Origin of the sequence: Empedobacter sp. UBA5924 (genome assembly GCF_002431085.1) — a bacterium.
GTDB lineage: Bacteria > Bacteroidota > Bacteroidia > Flavobacteriales > Weeksellaceae > Empedobacter > Empedobacter falsenii_B.
Genome location: NZ_DJDM01000036.1, coordinates 1 through 16,436 on the forward strand (window position 1 = coordinate 1; position 16,436 = coordinate 16,436).

The window sequence follows — 16,436 nt, forward strand, 5'->3', positions numbered from 1 at the left end:
TAATCAAAATGCACAACAGGTAGAAATTAATAAAAATAAATCATACTCAGACAGTATAATGATACCTGATGAAGATTGCGAGTATTGTTATTTTTACCCTATAATTGAAGAAAATACTATTTTAATGATAAGAAAAGATACATTGATTTATGATGAAAAAGGAGCTGTAAAATTGATTCATTAATTTTCTAAAGCGTCAATCCTTCCAAATCATCAATGGTTCCGTTGTAGATATTCACATCAACTTTATAACGTTTTACGCCATCTATGGTTGCTTTTTCGGTAAATTGCCAAAAATCCCAATGACCTTTCATTTCTTGCACCCAAAAATTGTAATTGGCAATCCAAATAATGTAACCATCAAAATGATCTTGTAAATAATCTTCGAAATATTTGTCCGACGTATAAATAATCGGTTTGATATCGTAATGCTCTTCAACAATTTTGCACCAATTCTTGATTCCTTCCACCAAACGATCCATAGATTGAGTTTTCGGTAAGGTTTCAATATCCAAAACTGGAGGCAAATCACCATTTTCTAATTTTACTTTTGCGATAAAATTTTGTGCTTGTAAAGTAGAATTTTCGTCTGGACGATAAAAATGATAAGCACCACGCAAAATATTATTTTCTTTTGCACCTTCCCAATTATCTTCAAAAGTCTCATCAATAGACGAAGTTCCCATTGTAGAACGGATAAAAGCAAAATTTATCGGATACAAATTGTAAATCGTATGCATTTTCGTCCAATCAATTTTTCCTTGATAATGCGAAACATCAACACCAAAAGTTTTGAGATAATATTTATCCATCACCTCAATATTTCGGATATCAAATTTTGTAACTTTATCATCAACCAATTTTTCACCTTTCAGCGATTTTTCTACAACCGAAAAATAGTAATGAATACCATGGCGATAACGATATGCAAAATAAACAACGCACAAAATCAGCAGACTAATCACATAAGTCGAAAGTTTGATTTTTTTTAATGTATTAAAAATAGATTGTTGTGTTTTCTTTTTACGAGGCATTTTAGTAGTTGAAATAGATAAATTCTATGCAATATTACTTCAATTTTCGATGATAAAAAAAGTAAAATCTTCATTATCTTTGTTCAGTATGAAAAAATGGATATTAGCCGCAAGGCTTCGCACATTACCACTTTCTTTGAGTGGATTATTATTGGCTGGATTTATTGCAAAATCAGAAGGAATCTTTCGAAATGATATATTTTTCTTATCACTTTTAACAACTTTGGCTTTCCAAATTTTATCAAATTTCGCGAACGATTATGGCGATGCAGTAAAAGGAACGGACGCAAATAGAGTAGGAGAACAGCGTGCTGTAGCATCTGGATTGATAACTCAAAACCAAATGAAAGTTGCCATCGGAATTATGGTTGCGATTTCCTTAGTTTGCGTTGCTGCATTGTTGTATGTATCTTTTTATCCAAATGATATGAAATACATTTACATTTTTCTTGGTTTGGGTGTTGCGTCTATTTTTGCAGCAATGGCTTATACAATGGGAAAAAAACCATACGGATATATTGGTTTAGGTGATGTTTTTGTGTTTTTATTCTTTGGAATTTTAGCAGTTGCAGGTGGAGAATTTTTATATTCTAAAGTTTTTCAATGGCAAATTTTATTACCTGCAGCTTCGATGGGATGTTGGAGTGTAGCAGTATTAAATTTGAACAATATGCGAGATGTGAAAAATGATGTCAAGAACAATAAAATTACGGTTGCATCAAAATTAGGTTTTCAAAAAAGTAAATATTACCAAATGGCTTTAATGACGATTCCTTTCACATTAAGCGCATTATATGTAACGATGTCACCACTTAAACAAGGTAAATTATCTGGCTTTGTTTTTTTAATTTTAATCTTTTTTGCAAACGCCATTCGTCGTCAAATTTTTGCAGTAAAAGATCCAAAAGATTTCGATCCATTTTTGAAACAAGTAGCAATGTTAGCTTTATTTTTCGCTGTATTGTTGGGATATAGCTTAATCGGTTTCGATTTTATTGATACTTTAATTCGTTAATCACAAAAGAATATATAATGAAAATTCAATACTTAGGACATGCCTCGCTTGCGATTGAAGCAAATGGCAAACACATTGTTGTTGATCCATTTATTACACCAAATGAATTATCAAAAAACATCGATTTCGAAACTTTAAAAGCAGATTATATTGTCATTACGCATGCGCATCAAGATCATGTGTATGATGTGGAAGAATTGGCAAAACGTACAGGCGCTTTGATTATTTCGAATGCAGAAATTGCTTCTTATTATTCGGAAAGAGGTTTGAAAGCACACGGAATGAATACGGGCGGTAAATTTAGTTTTGATTTTGGTTCGATTCAATCGACGATTGCATTTCATTCTAGTTCATTTGCTGATGGAACGTATGGAGGAGATCCGAATGGTTACATTATCGAAAGTGAAGGAAAACGTGTTTACATCGCTGGTGATACAGCTTTGACATACGAAATGAAGTTGATTCCAGATACAATTGGACAACTTGATTTAGCAATTTTACCAATCGGAGATAACTTTACGATGGGTGCAAAAAGTGCTTCTATTGCGGCAGAATATGTGCAAGCAACTAAGGTTTTGGGTTATCATTACGATACATTTCCACCAATTAAAATTGATAAAGCAGAAGCGAAATCTATTTTCTTTTCACGTCATATTCAATTGATTTTATTAGAAATTGGCGAAGATTTAACGGTTTAAGAAATTCTTTACAATATATAAAAGCTCGAGATAATCTCAAGCTTTTTTATTGATTTGATCTCGGTTGAAAAAGATTATCTTTGCTGCAATTATTCGATAAAATATATGATTACAGTTAATGATATTGCCGTTCAATTCGGTTCTTCAACGTTGTTTAGTGGAGTTAGTTTTGTGATAAACGAAAATGACAAAATTGCCTTAATGGGTAAAAATGGTGCAGGAAAATCTACTTTACTTAAGATTGTTGCAGGAATCAATAAACCTTCTTTGGGAAATATTTCAGCACCAAAAGATGCGGTAATTGCATATTTGCCACAACATTTGTTAACCGAAGATAATTGTTCTGTTCGCGAAGAAACGTCAAAAGCTTTTGCCGAATATTTATCAATGAAGAATGAAATTGATAAATTAAATGAGCAATTAACTGTACGAACTGATTACGAAAGTGATGATTATATGAAGCTAATCGAGCGCGTTTCGGAAGTCAGTGAAAAATTTTATTCGATAGAAGAAGTAAATTACGAAGCCGAAGTGGAAAAGGTTTTGAAAGGAATGGGATTTGCGCAAGAAGATTTGGATCGATCAACTTCTGAGTTTTCGGGAGGTTGGCGTATGCGAATCGAATTGGCTAAAATTCTTTTGCGTAAACCAGATTTGATTTTATTAGATGAGCCTACAAACCACTTGGATATCGAATCAATTCAATGGTTAGAGGATTTCTTGAAAAATCAAGCCAAAGCTGTTATGGTGATTTCGCACGACCGCACGTTTGTCGATAATATTACAAATCGCACTATTGAAGTTACAATGGGACGAATTTATGATTACAAAGCAAAATATTCTGATTATTTAGTGTTGCGTCAAGATCGTAGAATTCATCAGCAAAAAGCTTATGATGAGCAACAAAAATTCATAGCCGAAAATAAATTATTTATCGAACGTTTTCGCGGGACTTTTTCTAAAACAGAACAAGTGCAATCACGAGTTCGTATGTTAGAAAAGTTAGATATTATTGAGGTTGATGAGGTTGATACTTCAGCTTTGAAATTGAAATTTCCTGCGGCTGCACGTTCTGGGCAATATCCTGTTGTAGTCGAAAATTTAGATAAATCGTATGGTGATCATATTGTGTTTAAGGATGCAAATATGGTCATCGAACGAGGACAAAAAGTGGCGTTGGTTGGGAAAAATGGTGAAGGAAAATCAACAATGATTAAAGCGATTATGAATGAAATTGATTTCGAAGGAAAATTAGAAATTGGTCATAATGCACAAATCGGATATTTTGCTCAAAATCAAGCCGCTTTATTAGATGAAGATTTAACTATTTTCGAAACTGTAGATCGCATTGCAGAAGGTGATATCAGAACACAAATTAAAAATATTTTGGGTGCATTCATGTTCAAAGGTGATGATATCGATAAGAAAGTAAAAGTGCTTTCTGGAGGAGAAAAAACACGTTTGGCAATGGTAAAATTGTTGTTAGAACCTTATAATGTCTTGATTTTAGATGAGCCAACAAATCACTTGGATATGAAAACAAAGGATATTATCAAAGATGCGTTGAAAGAATTTGAAGGAACAGTAATTTTAGTTTCTCACGATCGTGATTTCCTAGATGGATTGGTAGAAAAAGTTTTCGAATTTGGAAATAAACGTGTCAAAGAACATTTCGAAGATATCAAAGGTTTTCTTGCAACAAAGAAAATGGAGAACTTGAAAGAAATAGAAAAGTAAATTTTAGATAAAAACAAAAAATCCACTCAACTGAGTGGATTTTTTTATGCTTGTTTCTTCACGAATTTCGTTAAAATAACGATTAATTGTCCGTCAACTTTTCCTTCAATTTGTTCGGTATTATCATGAACTAAACGAATGTTTCGAACAGCAGTTCCAATTTTTGCATTGATAGAAGAACCTTTTACATCCAAATCTTTAATCAATGTCACCGTATCTCCATTCACCAAAATATTCCCGTTGCTATCTTTGTGCAAATCAACACTCCCATCTCCTTCATGATCTCCAGAAGCTTTTGCCCACTCCATATTTTCGTCATCTAAATACATCATGTCTAAAGCATCAGCAGCCCAAGACTCGTTTCTAAAGCGATTCAATATTCTCCAAGAAAGCACTTGTACAGAAGGAACCTCACTCCACATAGAAGAAAGTAAGAATGATTCCCAAAAAGATGCATCCAATTCTTCTCTTTTTTCAATCTGATTAATACATTTTTGAGTTATATAGACATTTCTGTCTGGATTACTACTTGCATCAGGATTCACTTCATAAATAGCTAAATCTTCTGTAAATCCTGTCAACTCACATTGGTTGCCACTTCTTTCTTGTAAAAATGTTTCTAATTTCATATGTTGATTTTAAAGCTTTGCAAAGATAACCTTATATTTAGAATTTAAACTTTTAAGGATTTTTAATCAGAATTATTTAAATTCGTTAAGAATAAAATTCAACCTTAAAATATGTTAGTAAAGAAAAACTCAGGTGAGTTAATTCCATATAATCCAAAAGCTTTAAAACGTTCATTAACGAAATCTGGCGCAAAAAAAGAGGAAGTTGAAGAAGTTTTCGAATTAGTTTCGAAAGATCTTTACGAGGGTATTCCGACAAGAGAATTGTATAAAATTGCTTTTGCCCATCTCAAAAATTATAGAAATTCGTATGCGGCGCGTTATAGCTTGAAAAGAGCTTTGCGAGATTTGGGACCAGAAGGATACTATTTCGAAAAGTGGATTGGAAAAGTGATGCAAGCGGCAGGATATCAATCTTTGCATTCAGAAATTGTACAAGGAAATGCGGTAACGCACGAAATAGATGTGGTGGCTTCTAAAGGTGATCAGTTACTTTTCTGTGAATGTAAATTTAGAAATGACGAAGATGCCAAAATTTCGGTGACAACACCGATGTATTTTTTATCACGAATGAAAGATGTAGAAGGTCATACGTATCATTTTTTTGGACGAGATATGAAACCAACAAAAGGTTTCTTGGTAACAAATGCTTATTTGACAACTGATAGTATAGATTTTGCAAATTATTATGGAATTGGATTAATTTCTTGGGATTATCCAGAAACAAATAGTATCAAATATTTGGTTGATAATGCGGCTTTGTATCCAATTACATGTTTAACGACTTTGACGCCAGAGCAAGAAAAAGTTCTTTTGTCAAAAGAATGTATTTTGGTGAAAGATTTAAAACAAAATAATAAGTTTTTAGATTCATTAAATTTGTCTCAAGAACAACGAAACGAAGTTTTGGAAGAAACGAATGAATTGTTAGAAATCGAGAATTTTACGTGCGAAATTGCTTAAAATGAAATAAAAAAGAAGCTCAATATTGAGCTTCTTTTGCTTTATAATTCTTTAAAAATCTCAAAACTATCTTTGTGATCGCACCAAAATTCATCCAAATTAATCATTCGATCTTTTAGGAACGGAATAATTTGCGGCCAATCGGTTTCTCTAAAAATACTAATGTTTTCTAAACGTATTTTTATTGTCGAAATCATTTTTCCGTCTTCGTCATAATCTTCTTTTGTCCAAATCCATTTTTCGCCAAGATAATTTTCCAAAACATTTTCATATTCCTCAAACTGTTCATAGATCATCAGTTGAACTGACGGATCTGGATGCGAAATTTCAATCGAAACCTCTGCAAACTTGCGTTCGACATCCGTTCTAAAATAAACACCTTTTATATCCGTTTTGTAATTTATCCAATTAATACGCGTTCCTTCGGCATTCATCTGCAATTTCATATACGTTCCATACGAAATCCAAAAATCCTTTTTTATGCGATAAGCATCTTCTTTTGAAAACAAATTGATTATTTTTTTACAAAAATCGGTTTAATATTCTATTCAACAAAATTTCGAGAAAAATAGCTTGGATTGATTCTTGTTCTATTACATTTGAACAAATATTTTTAAAAAGTAAATATGAAACTATTTTCTTTCCTTGGTTTAATGGGAATTTTGGCTTTTTCTACTGTAAATGCACAATCTGTGGAAACTGTAAAATATGAAGCTTTACACGAAAAAATCACAACTTATAAAGATCAAGTTGTTGTCGTTAATTTTTGGGCAACATGGTGTGCTCCTTGCGTTGAAGAAATTCCTGCATTTATGGAAATTAATGAAAAATACAAAGACAATCCCAATTTCAAAATGCTGTTGGTATCTTTGGATCGACCAAAAGTATTGGATAAAGTAAAGAAATTTATAACAGATTATCACATCAATACAGAAGTTGTTTTACTGGATGACACCAAGCGGATGAATGAATGGATTCCTTCTTTCGATTCCAAGTGGGGTGGAAATATTCCTGTTACAATTATTTACAATAAAGGAGAAAAAGTTGTTTTTCATGATCAAGCCATGACCAAATATGAACTGGAGGATGAAATCAATGAAATTCTTCCATAAAATCAGATGTGATATTTTTTCAATTTAACTTCCATTCTTGCAAACTATTATGTACCTGTAATTGTTTCTATTGTTAAAATATGATTTTATTCATGTTTTTAATAAATATTATTGTATTTTTAGTAGACACTAATTAAATAACACTAATTAAATAACAATAATATGAACAAACTTATCTTTACATTAGCTACACTTGCTGTATTCACAGCTTGTAGTGATGACACTAAAAACGAAATGGATCCTCAAGCAGAATCTGCTAATCAAAAAGTTGCAAGTCGAACGTGCGCTTCTGATGAAGTTTTAAAATTACAGCTATCAGAAAATCCTAATCTGGCCTCAAAAATGGCAGATATTGAAGCCCATGCCCAAAACTTTGAAAAAATGCAAGGAAAACTAGTCAATGGAACTATTGTTATCCCTGTTGTTGTAAATGTTTTGTATAAAACGGCCGCTGAAAATATTTCTTTAGCTCAGATTCAATCTCAAATTGATGTTTTAAATAAAGATTTCAATGCACAGAATGCTGATTTTTCACAGGTACCCGCTTTGTTTTCAAATGTAAAAGCAAATGTTGGGATTAAATTTGAATTAGAAACGGTGAACAGAAAACAAACAACAAAAACTTCTTGGGGAACAAATGATGCCATGAAGAAAAGTACAGGAATTCTGCCAACTTCCCCTACAACAAAACTTAATTTATGGGTTTGTACAATCGGAAGTGGTATTCTGGGTTATGCACAATTTCCCGGGGGTAGTTCTGCAACAGACGGAGTGGTAATTGATTCAAGATATTTTGGAAATACAGGAACAGCAACTTACCCGTTCAATTTAGGGAGAACAGCTACTCATGAAGTTGGGCACTGGATGAATTTACGTCACATTTGGGGAGATGGTGGTGGATGTCTAACAGATTATGTGAACGATACGCCTTATCATAATGCACCAAACTATGGTGTCCCTGCATACCCTCATTATAGTACATGTTCAGGATCTCCTGTCGAAATGACCATGAATTATATGGATTATAGTGACGATAGAGGATTATATATGTTCTCTGAAGGACAAAAAAGTAGAATGTTATCTATTTTCAGTCCGGGAGGTGCACGCTATAGCTTCGCTCAATAACATCAGGATAATTAAATATAGTAGTAAAAAACTCTTGAATGAATAGTTCAGGAGTTTTTTATTTTTTGTAAGTTTATCTAAACTTAAAACTACAAAAATGAATAAAAAACATATCAGAAAAGATGTCATTCAGCATCTTATTCAACTTAAACAAGATGAAATAAACGCCTTAAAAGAATCGGAGCGAATTTATACTGAAAGTGCTGATTTAGATGAAGAATCGAGTTTAGAGCTTGATGATTTTGCACAACAAAGTCAGTCGACAGATTCCGCCAGAAATTTACAAATAAGAATTAATCAAGCAACAGAAGATTTAAATAACTTCAGAGTACTTCGCCCTGAGTTGATTGATGAAATAACGGAAGGAAATGTTGTTTTGACTGACAAAGTTAATTTTGTCATTGGTTTATCTTTCAAAGATTTCGAATGGGAAAATAAAAAGTTTGTAGGAATTAGTACACAAGCACCTATTTTTGAAGCGTTGGTTGGAAAACGAGCCGGCGATAAAATAGAATTTAATGGAATAAAATATACCATAGAAGAAATATTATAGCATGCCAAAAATACATACAATAGACCTGAATTTTCAAAATGAAAAGGAAGCTATCGCAACTTATTTAATCGAAACAGAACAGGGACCGGTTTTAGTCGATCCGGGCCCATACTCCACTTTCGAAAATCTGAAAACAGGAATAGAAGCTTTAGGTTGGCGGGTAATCGATATTGAAAACATATTAATTACACATATTCATTTTGATCACGCTGGTGCTGCATGGAAATTTACAGAACATGGCGCAACAATTTTTTTAAATCCGATTGGTTTACCGCATCTGAAAAATCCTGAGAAATTGTGGGAATCTGCAAAAATGATTTATGGTGACGATATGGATCGTTTGTGGGGAGAAATGAAACCAATTGACGAAGAATATTTGGTTGGTTTGGCAGATGGACAAAGTGTGGAGTTTGGTGATGCTGTTTTTCAGACTGTTTATACGCCTGGACATGCTGTTCATCACAATGCTTATGTGTTGGACGATGTTATTTTTACAGGTGATGTAGCGGGGGTGAAGATAGAAAATGGACCTGTTTCGCCTCCTTGTCCGCCGCCAGATATTAATATTGAATTGTGGAAAGAATCGATTGCTAAATTGAGAAAAATTAATGCAAAAGGAATTTATCCGACGCATTATGGTTATCACGAAGATTTAGAAAATCATTTTGATCAATTAGAAAAAGCTTTAGATGATTGGTCAAATTATATCAAACCGATGTATGATGATAAAATTCCGACCGAAGAAATTGTCCCTGTTTTTGTCGATTATGTCACAAAAAACTATAAAGACTTAGGTTTAACAGAAGATCAAATTCAGGTGTATGAATATGCCAATCCATGCTGGATGTCTGTTAATGGACTAATGCGTTATTGGAAATTAAAAGAACAAGGAAGATTATAAAACGAAAAGCTGTCAAAAATTTTTGACAGCTTTTTTATAGTGTTTAAAACTGAACGATGATTATAATCGAATTAATTTATCTTTTGCAACTTGATAATCTACTAATAAATCGTCGAAAACTTCTGCAACTGTCGGAATAGAATCGATTAATGACGAAACTTGACCAATTTCTAATTCTCCATTTACCAAATCGCCTTCAAACATTCCTTTCTTAGAACGTCCTCTACCCAAAAGTTCTTTCAAATCTTCTGCGGTTGTGCCTTGTTGATATTTTTCTTGAACTTGATTATAAAACTCATTTTTAATCAATCGAACAGGAGCCAATTCTTTCAATGTAAGTTGCGTGTCACCTTCTTGCGCATTTACAATCACATCTTTGAAAGCTTGATTAGCAGAAGATTCCTGAGTTGCAGCAAAACGAGAACCAATTTGTACTCCATCTGCACCTAATGCAAATGCTGCTAAAATTTGAGAACCTGTTCCAATTCCTCCAGCAGCAATTAATGGAATATCGATTTGACGTTTCACATTCGGAATAAGACAAAGTGTAGTGGTTTCTTCTCTGCCATTATGTCCGCCAGCTTCAAAACCTTCTGCCACGACAGCATCCACTCCTGCATCTTGAGATTTTAATGCAAATTTGGCACTACTGACAACATGTGCAACAGTTATTCCTTCTTTTTTTAAAGTTTCTGTCCACGTTTTTGGATTTCCGGCAGAAGTAAAAACAACTTTTACACCTTCCTCCACAATAATTTGCATAATTTCTTCAATATTCGGATAAAGCATTGGAACATTAACGCCAAAAGAATGATTTGTAGCAGCTTTACACTTCTTTATATGCTCGCGTAAAACATCAGGATACATGCTTCCAGCACCTATTAAACCTAGTCCTCCAGCATTACTTACAGCTGACGCTAATCGCCAACCACTATTCCAAATCATACCACCTTGAATAATTGGATATTTTATTGCAAATAATTTTGTTATATTCGTGTCCATTTTCGTTATATTTAGGCATAAAATTAAATAAATATAGAGAACGAAAAAATTTAATTTTAACATAAATACTGACAGTTTGACTTTGGCAGATTATTTGATTTGCAAAAAATCAAATTTTAGAAAATAAATTAGAGTTTAATTGTCTCTACTAATAATAAAAAATATAAGCTATGTATTGGACTTTAGAATTAGCATCTTATTTAAGTGATGCACCTTGGCCAGCAACAAAAGATGAATTAATTGATTACGCAATTCGTACTGGTGCACCTTTGGAAGTTGTAGAAAACTTACAATCTATTGAGGATGAAGGAGATTCTTACGAAAGCATTGAAGAAATTTGGGCTGACTATCCAACGGACGACGATTTCCTTTGGAACGAGGACGAATATTAAAAATAAAAAAGCCCAAATTGGGGCTTTTTTCGATTCTATAATCTATAACTAACATAGTTAACGTATATTTGCATCTTAATTAGTCTCAAATATATTGTGGCTAATTTTGACGAAGAACGCAGAAAAATATGAATATTTTAAACAAAATTTTACAAGGTTTCTTAGGTGATAAGAATGCCAAAGATGTAAAAGAATTACGAAAATATGTTGACTTAGCGAATGAAGCTGGTCAAAAGCTTAGTTCATTATCAATTGATGAATTAAGAGGGCAAACTTTAGAGTTTAAAGCTAAATTAGCTGATGCGACTAAAGATTTCAAAACTCAAATTGAAGAGTTAAAAAAACAAGTTGAGGAAACAGAAGATTTTGGTGTAAAAGAAGATTTATACGCTAAAATTGATAAAATCAATAAAGAAGCATACGAAGTAGAAGAGAAGATTTTATTAGAAATCTTACCAGAAGCTTTTGCTGTAATGCGCGAAACAGGGAAACGTTTTACTGAAAACGAAACGTTAGAAGTTACAGCTTCTGAGTTTGATAAAGTTTTGGTAAATCGTGGACACGATTTCGTTTCTCTTAAAGATGATAATACTGCAATCTGGAAAAACTCTTGGGATGCAGCAGGTCGTCAAGTAACATGGGATATGTCTCATTACGATGTTCAGTTTATTGGAGGTACCGCTTTACACTTAGGTCGTATTGCGGAGATGCAAACAGGGGAAGGTAAAACGTTGGTTGCAACTTTACCTATTTACTTAAATGCACTAACTGGTCGTGGAGTTCACTTAGTAACGGTGAATGATTACTTGGCAAAACGTGATATGGCGTGGATGCGTCCAATTTTCTCTTTTCATGGTTTATCAGTAGATTGTATCGATAATCACCAACCAAACTCTCCAGGTCGTCGCGATGCGTATGCATCTGATATTGTTTATGGAACAAATAACGAATTTGGTTTCGACTATTTACGTGACAATATGGCAAATACACCAGATGCTTTGGTACAACGTGAATTAAATTTTGCGATTGTCGATGAGGTCGATTCAGTTTTAATTGATGATGCTCGTACACCATTGATTATTTCTGGTCCAGTTCCACAAGGAGATCGTCACGAATTTGATGTATTAAGACCAAAAATTGATCGTTTATATCAAATGCAACGTGAGATGTTAGGAAAAACATTAAACGAAGCAAAAACATTATTCAAACAAGGAGATTTAAAAGAAGGTGGTTTCAAATTATACCAAGTTTACCGTGGTTTACCAAAATACAAACCATTAATCAAATTCTTATCTCAAGATGGTATTCGTGCTCAATTACAAAAAACAGAAGCGCATTTTATTCAGGATAATAACCGTGAAATGCCAAAAGTTGACGAGCATTTATACTTTGTTATTGATGAAAAACAAAATCAATCAGATTTAACAGATAAAGGAATCGAGTATTTGTCTAAAGGAATGGAAGATGAGAATTTCTTCATTTTACCAGATGTTTCGACAAATATTGGAGCAATTGAAAATTCAGGAAAAACTAAAGAAGAAATTCTTCAAATGAAAGAAGAATTTTTCCGTGATTTCTCAATCAAATCTGAGCGTATCCATACTTTAAGCCAATTGTTAAAAGCATATACATTATTCGAAAAAGATATCGAGTATGTTGTGGTTGAAGGTGAAGTAAAAATCGTTGACGAATCGACAGGTCGTATTATGGATGGTCGTCGTTATTCGGATGGATTGCACCAAGCAATTGAAGCGAAAGAGAATGTAAAAATTGAAGCAGCTACACAAACGTTTGCGACAATTACATTACAAAACTATTTCCGTATGTACAATAAGTTAGGAGGTATGACTGGTACAGCGGAAACTGAGGCAGGTGAGTTCTGGGAAATTTACAAATTAGATGTTGTTTCTATTCCAACAAACCGCCCAATTTTACGTAACGATAAAAACGATATTGTTTTCAAAACAAATCGTGAAAAATATAAAGCAGTAATCGAGGAAATTGTTCGTTTATCTCAAGATGACAAACGTCCAGTTTTAGTTGGAACAACTAATGTTGAGATTTCTGAGTTATTATCAAAAGCATTAAAATTACGTGGAATTAATCACAATGTTTTAAATGCAAAATTACACAAAAGCGAGGCTGATATTGTAACAGAAGCTGGTAAACCAGGAGCTGTAACAATTGCAACGAATATGGCTGGTCGTGGTACCGATATTAAATTAACGAAAGAAGTAAAAGAATCTGGAGGTTTAGCAATTATTGGTACTGAACGTCACGATTCTCGTCGTGTAGACCGTCAGTTACGTGGTCGTGCTGGTCGTCAAGGAGATCCAGGATCATCTCAATTCTTCGTTTCATTAGAAGATTCATTAATGCGTTTATTCGGTTCAGAAAGAATTGCAAAATTAATGGACCGTATGGGACACAAAGATGGTGATGTGATTGAACATTCTATGATTACAAAATCTATCGAGCGTGCACAGAAAAAAGTAGAAGAAAATAACTTCGGTATTCGTAAACGTTTGTTAGAGTATGATGATGTAATGAATAAACAACGTGAAGTAATTTACAAACGTCGTCACAATGCATTGTTCGGAGATCGTTTGGAAGTTGATATTGCAAATATGATTTATGATGTTGCGGCTTCTGTTGTAAAATCTAACAAAGATTTCGAAGATTTTGATCAATATGAATTAGATTTAATTAAATTCTTTACAATGGGAACTCCTGTTACTGAAGATGAATTTAGATCTAAATCAATCAAAGATTTAACAAATATTACGTACGACGCAGCAATTGAAGATTACAAAGCACGTATGAAATATGTTGCAGAAACAGCTTTCCCAGTAATTTCGAATGTTTTCGAGAATCAAGGACATATGTTCTCTCGTATTCAAGTACCATTTACAGACGGAATTCGTCAAATGACAGTTGTTTGTGATTTGAAAGAAGCATACGAATCTCAAGGTAAAACTTTAATAAAAGATTTCGAAAAATCAGTTGTATTAAGTTTGATTGATGATAACTGGAAAGAGCATTTACGTGATGTTGATGACTTACGTAAAACGTCTCAAAATGCGGTTTACGAACAAAAAGATCCATTGGTTGTTTACAAACAAGAGTCTTTCCATATCTTCCAAAGAATGTTAGACACAGTGAACAAAGAAATTATTTCGTTCTTGTTCAAAGGAGAATTACCAAATACTCAAAAAGAAGAATCTGTAGAGGAAACTGAATCAGTAAACTAAAAAGATTTTTTTATATAACTTTAACCCTTTCTGAAATTTTCTGAAAGGGTTTTTTAGTATTTTTACATTAACTACTGAAAGTTTTCAGTATCAAATTATTAAAATTTTAAACAAATGAAATTTGCATACTTACACGGCTACCAAGGTTTTGTAACAGATGAAAAGAGAGAATATTTAGATTCTTTGGGAGAATGTTATGCACCATCAATTGATTACGATAATGCTCCAACTTTGATTCAAGATTTGATTGAACATTTTACAAAGGAACCAATCGAATTTATTGCAGGGACAAGTTTAGGCGGAATGATAAGTTATTATTTGGGATTATTGTTAAATGTTCCAGTTTTGATGTTTAATCCTGCTGTAATAGCGGTAGAACGTTTAAAACCTTTTTTGCCAGAACAATTATTAAAAGGAGTTCCAACAAAATCAAATTTAATTTTTACAGGATTAAAAGATGATGTGATCGAACCAAAATTTCAGATTGAATTTGTAGAAAATCTTCAAAAACAAAACGGAAATATCGAACAGATTTTTGATGCTGAAATGACACATTTAATCACATTAGAAGAATTCGAAAAAGCTTTTGAAACTTTTTTGGAGAACAAAAAGTAGATAAAAAATCCCAATAAATTAATTTATTGGGATTTTTAAATTTTATTTATACAAACGCGCTAAATCCTGTGATAGATCGACCTACAATAAGCGAATTGATTTCTTTTGTGCCTTCGTAGCTGTAAATGGCTTCGGAGTCGGCAACAAAACGAGCGACGTCATGCTCTAATAATATTCCATTTCCGCCCATTACTTCTCGTGCTCGTGAAACGACATCGCGTGTTCTCATTGTACAAAAAACTTTAGCTAAAGATGCGTGTTCGTCTAGTAAAATTCCCTCGTCTTGCATTTCAGATAAGCGAAAAACTAAAGTTTGCATTGCTGTTAAATTAGATAACATTTCTACCAAATGTCCTTGTATCATTTGAAAAGAAGCAATTGGTTTTCCAAATTGTTTTCGATTTCGAGTGTAATCCAAAGCGCTTTCATATGCTCCACGAGCGCATCCAGTTGCCATCCAAGCAACTCCAGCTCTCGTCATTCGCAATACTTTTGCCGTGTCTTTAAATGAATTAGCATTTTGTAAACGATTTTCTTCTGTAATTAAACAATCTTTCAGAGTAATCAAGCCATTCTGAACAATTCGTAAAGCCATTTTTCCTTTAATTTTTTCTACAGAAAAGCCAGGATTATTATTCTCGACAATAAAACCTTTTACTTCACCATCATCTAAATCCCTTGCCCAAATAATCACTAAATCTGCAAAAGTCGCATTTCCAATCCATTTCTTTTGACCGTTTAAAATCCAACCTTCTTCTGTTTTTTTACACGTTGTTGTTAAACCTCCTGCCGCACCAGAACCAACTTCGGGTTCAGTTAATCCAAAAGCTCCAACTTTATCAAATTTTTGCATTTGTGGTAACCATTTTGCTTTTTGTTCTTCCGATCCACACATATAAATTGATCCCATAGACAAACCAGATTGTACGCCAAAAAAAGTTGCAATCGAAGCATCTACACGAGCCATTTCCATAGCCAAAACGCCTTCCATAATAAAAGGTAAATTTGGACAACCATAACCATCATAAGTGACGCCACAAATGTTGAGTTCTTTAAATTTTGGAATTAATTCAAAAGGAAATTGATCGCGAAGCCAATAATCATTAACAATTGGTTTAACTTCTTTTTCCATAAAAGCTCTTACTTTTAATTGTAATTCACGCTGTTCTGGAGTTAAAGTGTGAAAAACATCGTAGAAATCACCATCAATTGGAGGAAGTTCTTTGTGTTTTTTATTTGGATTTAACATTTTCATCATTCCTTGAAGTTGTTTATCATCAAGTTTAGAAAAGTTTTCCATTAAAAGAGGTAAATCTACTTTTTGAGAAATTTTATTTAATTGCTCTAAATTAACAGATTTTAGTAGATGGACGATATTTTTTAAATTAGAAAATGCTCCTGACATATTT

General features: G+C 33.1%; 17 protein-coding genes. 12 read left to right on the forward strand and 5 right to left on the reverse strand.

Annotation, left to right across the window (positions count from 1 at the left end):
• On the forward strand, window positions 1-184 hold a 184-nt coding region (locus tag B3792_RS10165; RefSeq protein ID WP_291069525.1), incomplete at its 5' end, for a hypothetical protein.
• Window positions 185-188: 4 nt separating this feature from the next.
• On the opposite strand, the gene B3792_RS10170 is transcribed toward B3792_RS10165, so the two are convergent.
• Window positions 189-1,034, reverse strand: a complete 846-nt coding sequence (locus tag B3792_RS10170) for a glycoside hydrolase family 25 protein (protein WP_038332218.1) — start codon at window positions 1,032-1,034, stop codon at window positions 189-191.
• An 88-nt stretch (window positions 1,035-1,122) separates the two neighbouring features.
• Between B3792_RS10170 and menA the strand changes: the two genes are divergently transcribed.
• The 3 genes from menA to B3792_RS10185 all read left to right on the forward strand — a co-directional run bounded on the left by menA (window position 1,123) and on the right by B3792_RS10185 (window position 4,484).
• On the forward strand, window positions 1,123-2,049 hold the full coding sequence (gene menA / locus B3792_RS10175) for a 1,4-dihydroxy-2-naphthoate octaprenyltransferase (protein ID WP_291069527.1): 927 nt from the start codon (window positions 1,123-1,125) through the stop codon (window positions 2,047-2,049).
• A 17-nt stretch (window positions 2,050-2,066) separates the two neighbouring features.
• The gene (locus tag B3792_RS10180; protein ID WP_291069529.1) at window positions 2,067-2,747 is read left to right on the forward strand and encodes a metal-dependent hydrolase; all 681 of its coding nucleotides are present in this window, start codon (window positions 2,067-2,069) and stop codon (window positions 2,745-2,747) included.
• 105 nt (window positions 2,748-2,852) lie between these two features.
• Window positions 2,853-4,484 (forward strand): ABC-F family ATP-binding cassette domain-containing protein, encoded by a 1,632-nt coding sequence (locus tag B3792_RS10185; protein WP_125350188.1) that lies wholly within the window; start codon window positions 2,853-2,855, stop codon window positions 4,482-4,484.
• A gap of 44 nt (window positions 4,485-4,528) precedes the next feature.
• On the opposite strand, the gene B3792_RS10190 is transcribed toward B3792_RS10185, so the two are convergent.
• Window positions 4,529-5,113 carry a PhnA domain-containing protein gene (locus B3792_RS10190; protein WP_125350187.1) on the reverse strand — a complete coding sequence of 195 codons (585 nt, stop codon included), beginning with the start codon at window positions 5,111-5,113 and terminating at the stop codon, window positions 4,529-4,531.
• A 111-nt stretch (window positions 5,114-5,224) separates the two neighbouring features.
• Between B3792_RS10190 and B3792_RS10195 the strand changes: the two genes are divergently transcribed.
• Complete coding sequence (locus tag B3792_RS10195) at window positions 5,225-6,076, forward strand: ATP cone domain-containing protein (RefSeq protein WP_125350186.1); 852 nt, start codon at window positions 5,225-5,227, stop codon at window positions 6,074-6,076.
• Window positions 6,077-6,117: 41 nt separating this feature from the next.
• Here B3792_RS10195 and B3792_RS10200 read toward each other — a convergent pair whose 3' ends face one another.
• Window positions 6,118-6,585, reverse strand: coding sequence for a DUF4268 domain-containing protein (locus tag B3792_RS10200; protein ID WP_125350185.1), 468 nt, complete (start codon window positions 6,583-6,585; stop codon window positions 6,118-6,120).
• A gap of 117 nt (window positions 6,586-6,702) precedes the next feature.
• Between B3792_RS10200 and B3792_RS10205 the strand changes: the two genes are divergently transcribed.
• From B3792_RS10205 to B3792_RS10220, 4 genes are all read left to right on the forward strand, one after another.
• Window positions 6,703-7,188 (forward strand): TlpA family protein disulfide reductase, encoded by a 486-nt coding sequence (locus B3792_RS10205; RefSeq protein ID WP_280037360.1) that lies wholly within the window; start codon window positions 6,703-6,705, stop codon window positions 7,186-7,188.
• A 162-nt stretch (window positions 7,189-7,350) separates the two neighbouring features.
• Window positions 7,351-8,313, forward strand: coding sequence for a zinc metalloprotease (locus tag B3792_RS10210; RefSeq protein ID WP_219035149.1), 963 nt, complete (start codon window positions 7,351-7,353; stop codon window positions 8,311-8,313).
• 97 nt (window positions 8,314-8,410) lie between these two features.
• The gene (locus B3792_RS10215) at window positions 8,411-8,866 is read left to right on the forward strand and encodes a GreA/GreB family elongation factor (protein WP_219035148.1); all 456 of its coding nucleotides are present in this window, start codon (window positions 8,411-8,413) and stop codon (window positions 8,864-8,866) included.
• A 1-nt stretch (window position 8,867) separates the two neighbouring features.
• A complete protein-coding gene (locus B3792_RS10220) occupies window positions 8,868-9,767 on the forward strand; it encodes an MBL fold metallo-hydrolase (protein WP_219035147.1) in 900 nt (299 codons plus the stop codon).
• A gap of 60 nt (window positions 9,768-9,827) precedes the next feature.
• On the opposite strand, the gene B3792_RS10225 is transcribed toward B3792_RS10220, so the two are convergent.
• A complete protein-coding gene (locus B3792_RS10225) occupies window positions 9,828-10,769 on the reverse strand; it encodes an NAD(P)H-dependent flavin oxidoreductase (RefSeq protein WP_219035146.1) in 942 nt (313 codons plus the stop codon).
• 170 nt (window positions 10,770-10,939) lie between these two features.
• Here B3792_RS10225 and B3792_RS10230 point away from each other — a divergent pair, with 170 nt between their 5' ends.
• From B3792_RS10230 to B3792_RS10240, 3 genes are all read left to right on the forward strand, one after another.
• Entirely contained in the window at window positions 10,940-11,161 is a 222-nt protein-coding gene (locus B3792_RS10230; RefSeq protein ID WP_019976296.1) for a DUF2795 domain-containing protein, read from the forward strand.
• A gap of 128 nt (window positions 11,162-11,289) precedes the next feature.
• Window positions 11,290-14,412: a preprotein translocase subunit SecA gene (secA, locus tag B3792_RS10235; RefSeq protein ID WP_125350181.1), complete on the forward strand. Its 3,123-nt coding sequence runs from the start codon at window positions 11,290-11,292 to the stop codon at window positions 14,410-14,412.
• Between the two features lie 114 nt (window positions 14,413-14,526).
• Complete coding sequence (locus tag B3792_RS10240) at window positions 14,527-15,027, forward strand: YqiA/YcfP family alpha/beta fold hydrolase (protein WP_280037347.1); 501 nt, start codon at window positions 14,527-14,529, stop codon at window positions 15,025-15,027.
• 46 nt (window positions 15,028-15,073) lie between these two features.
• Here the strand turns inward: B3792_RS10240 and B3792_RS10245 are convergent, their stop codons facing one another.
• Window positions 15,074-16,432: an acyl-CoA dehydrogenase family protein gene (locus B3792_RS10245; protein ID WP_219035144.1), complete on the reverse strand. Its 1,359-nt coding sequence runs from the start codon at window positions 16,430-16,432 to the stop codon at window positions 15,074-15,076.
• Window positions 16,433-16,436 lie beyond the last annotated feature (4 nt).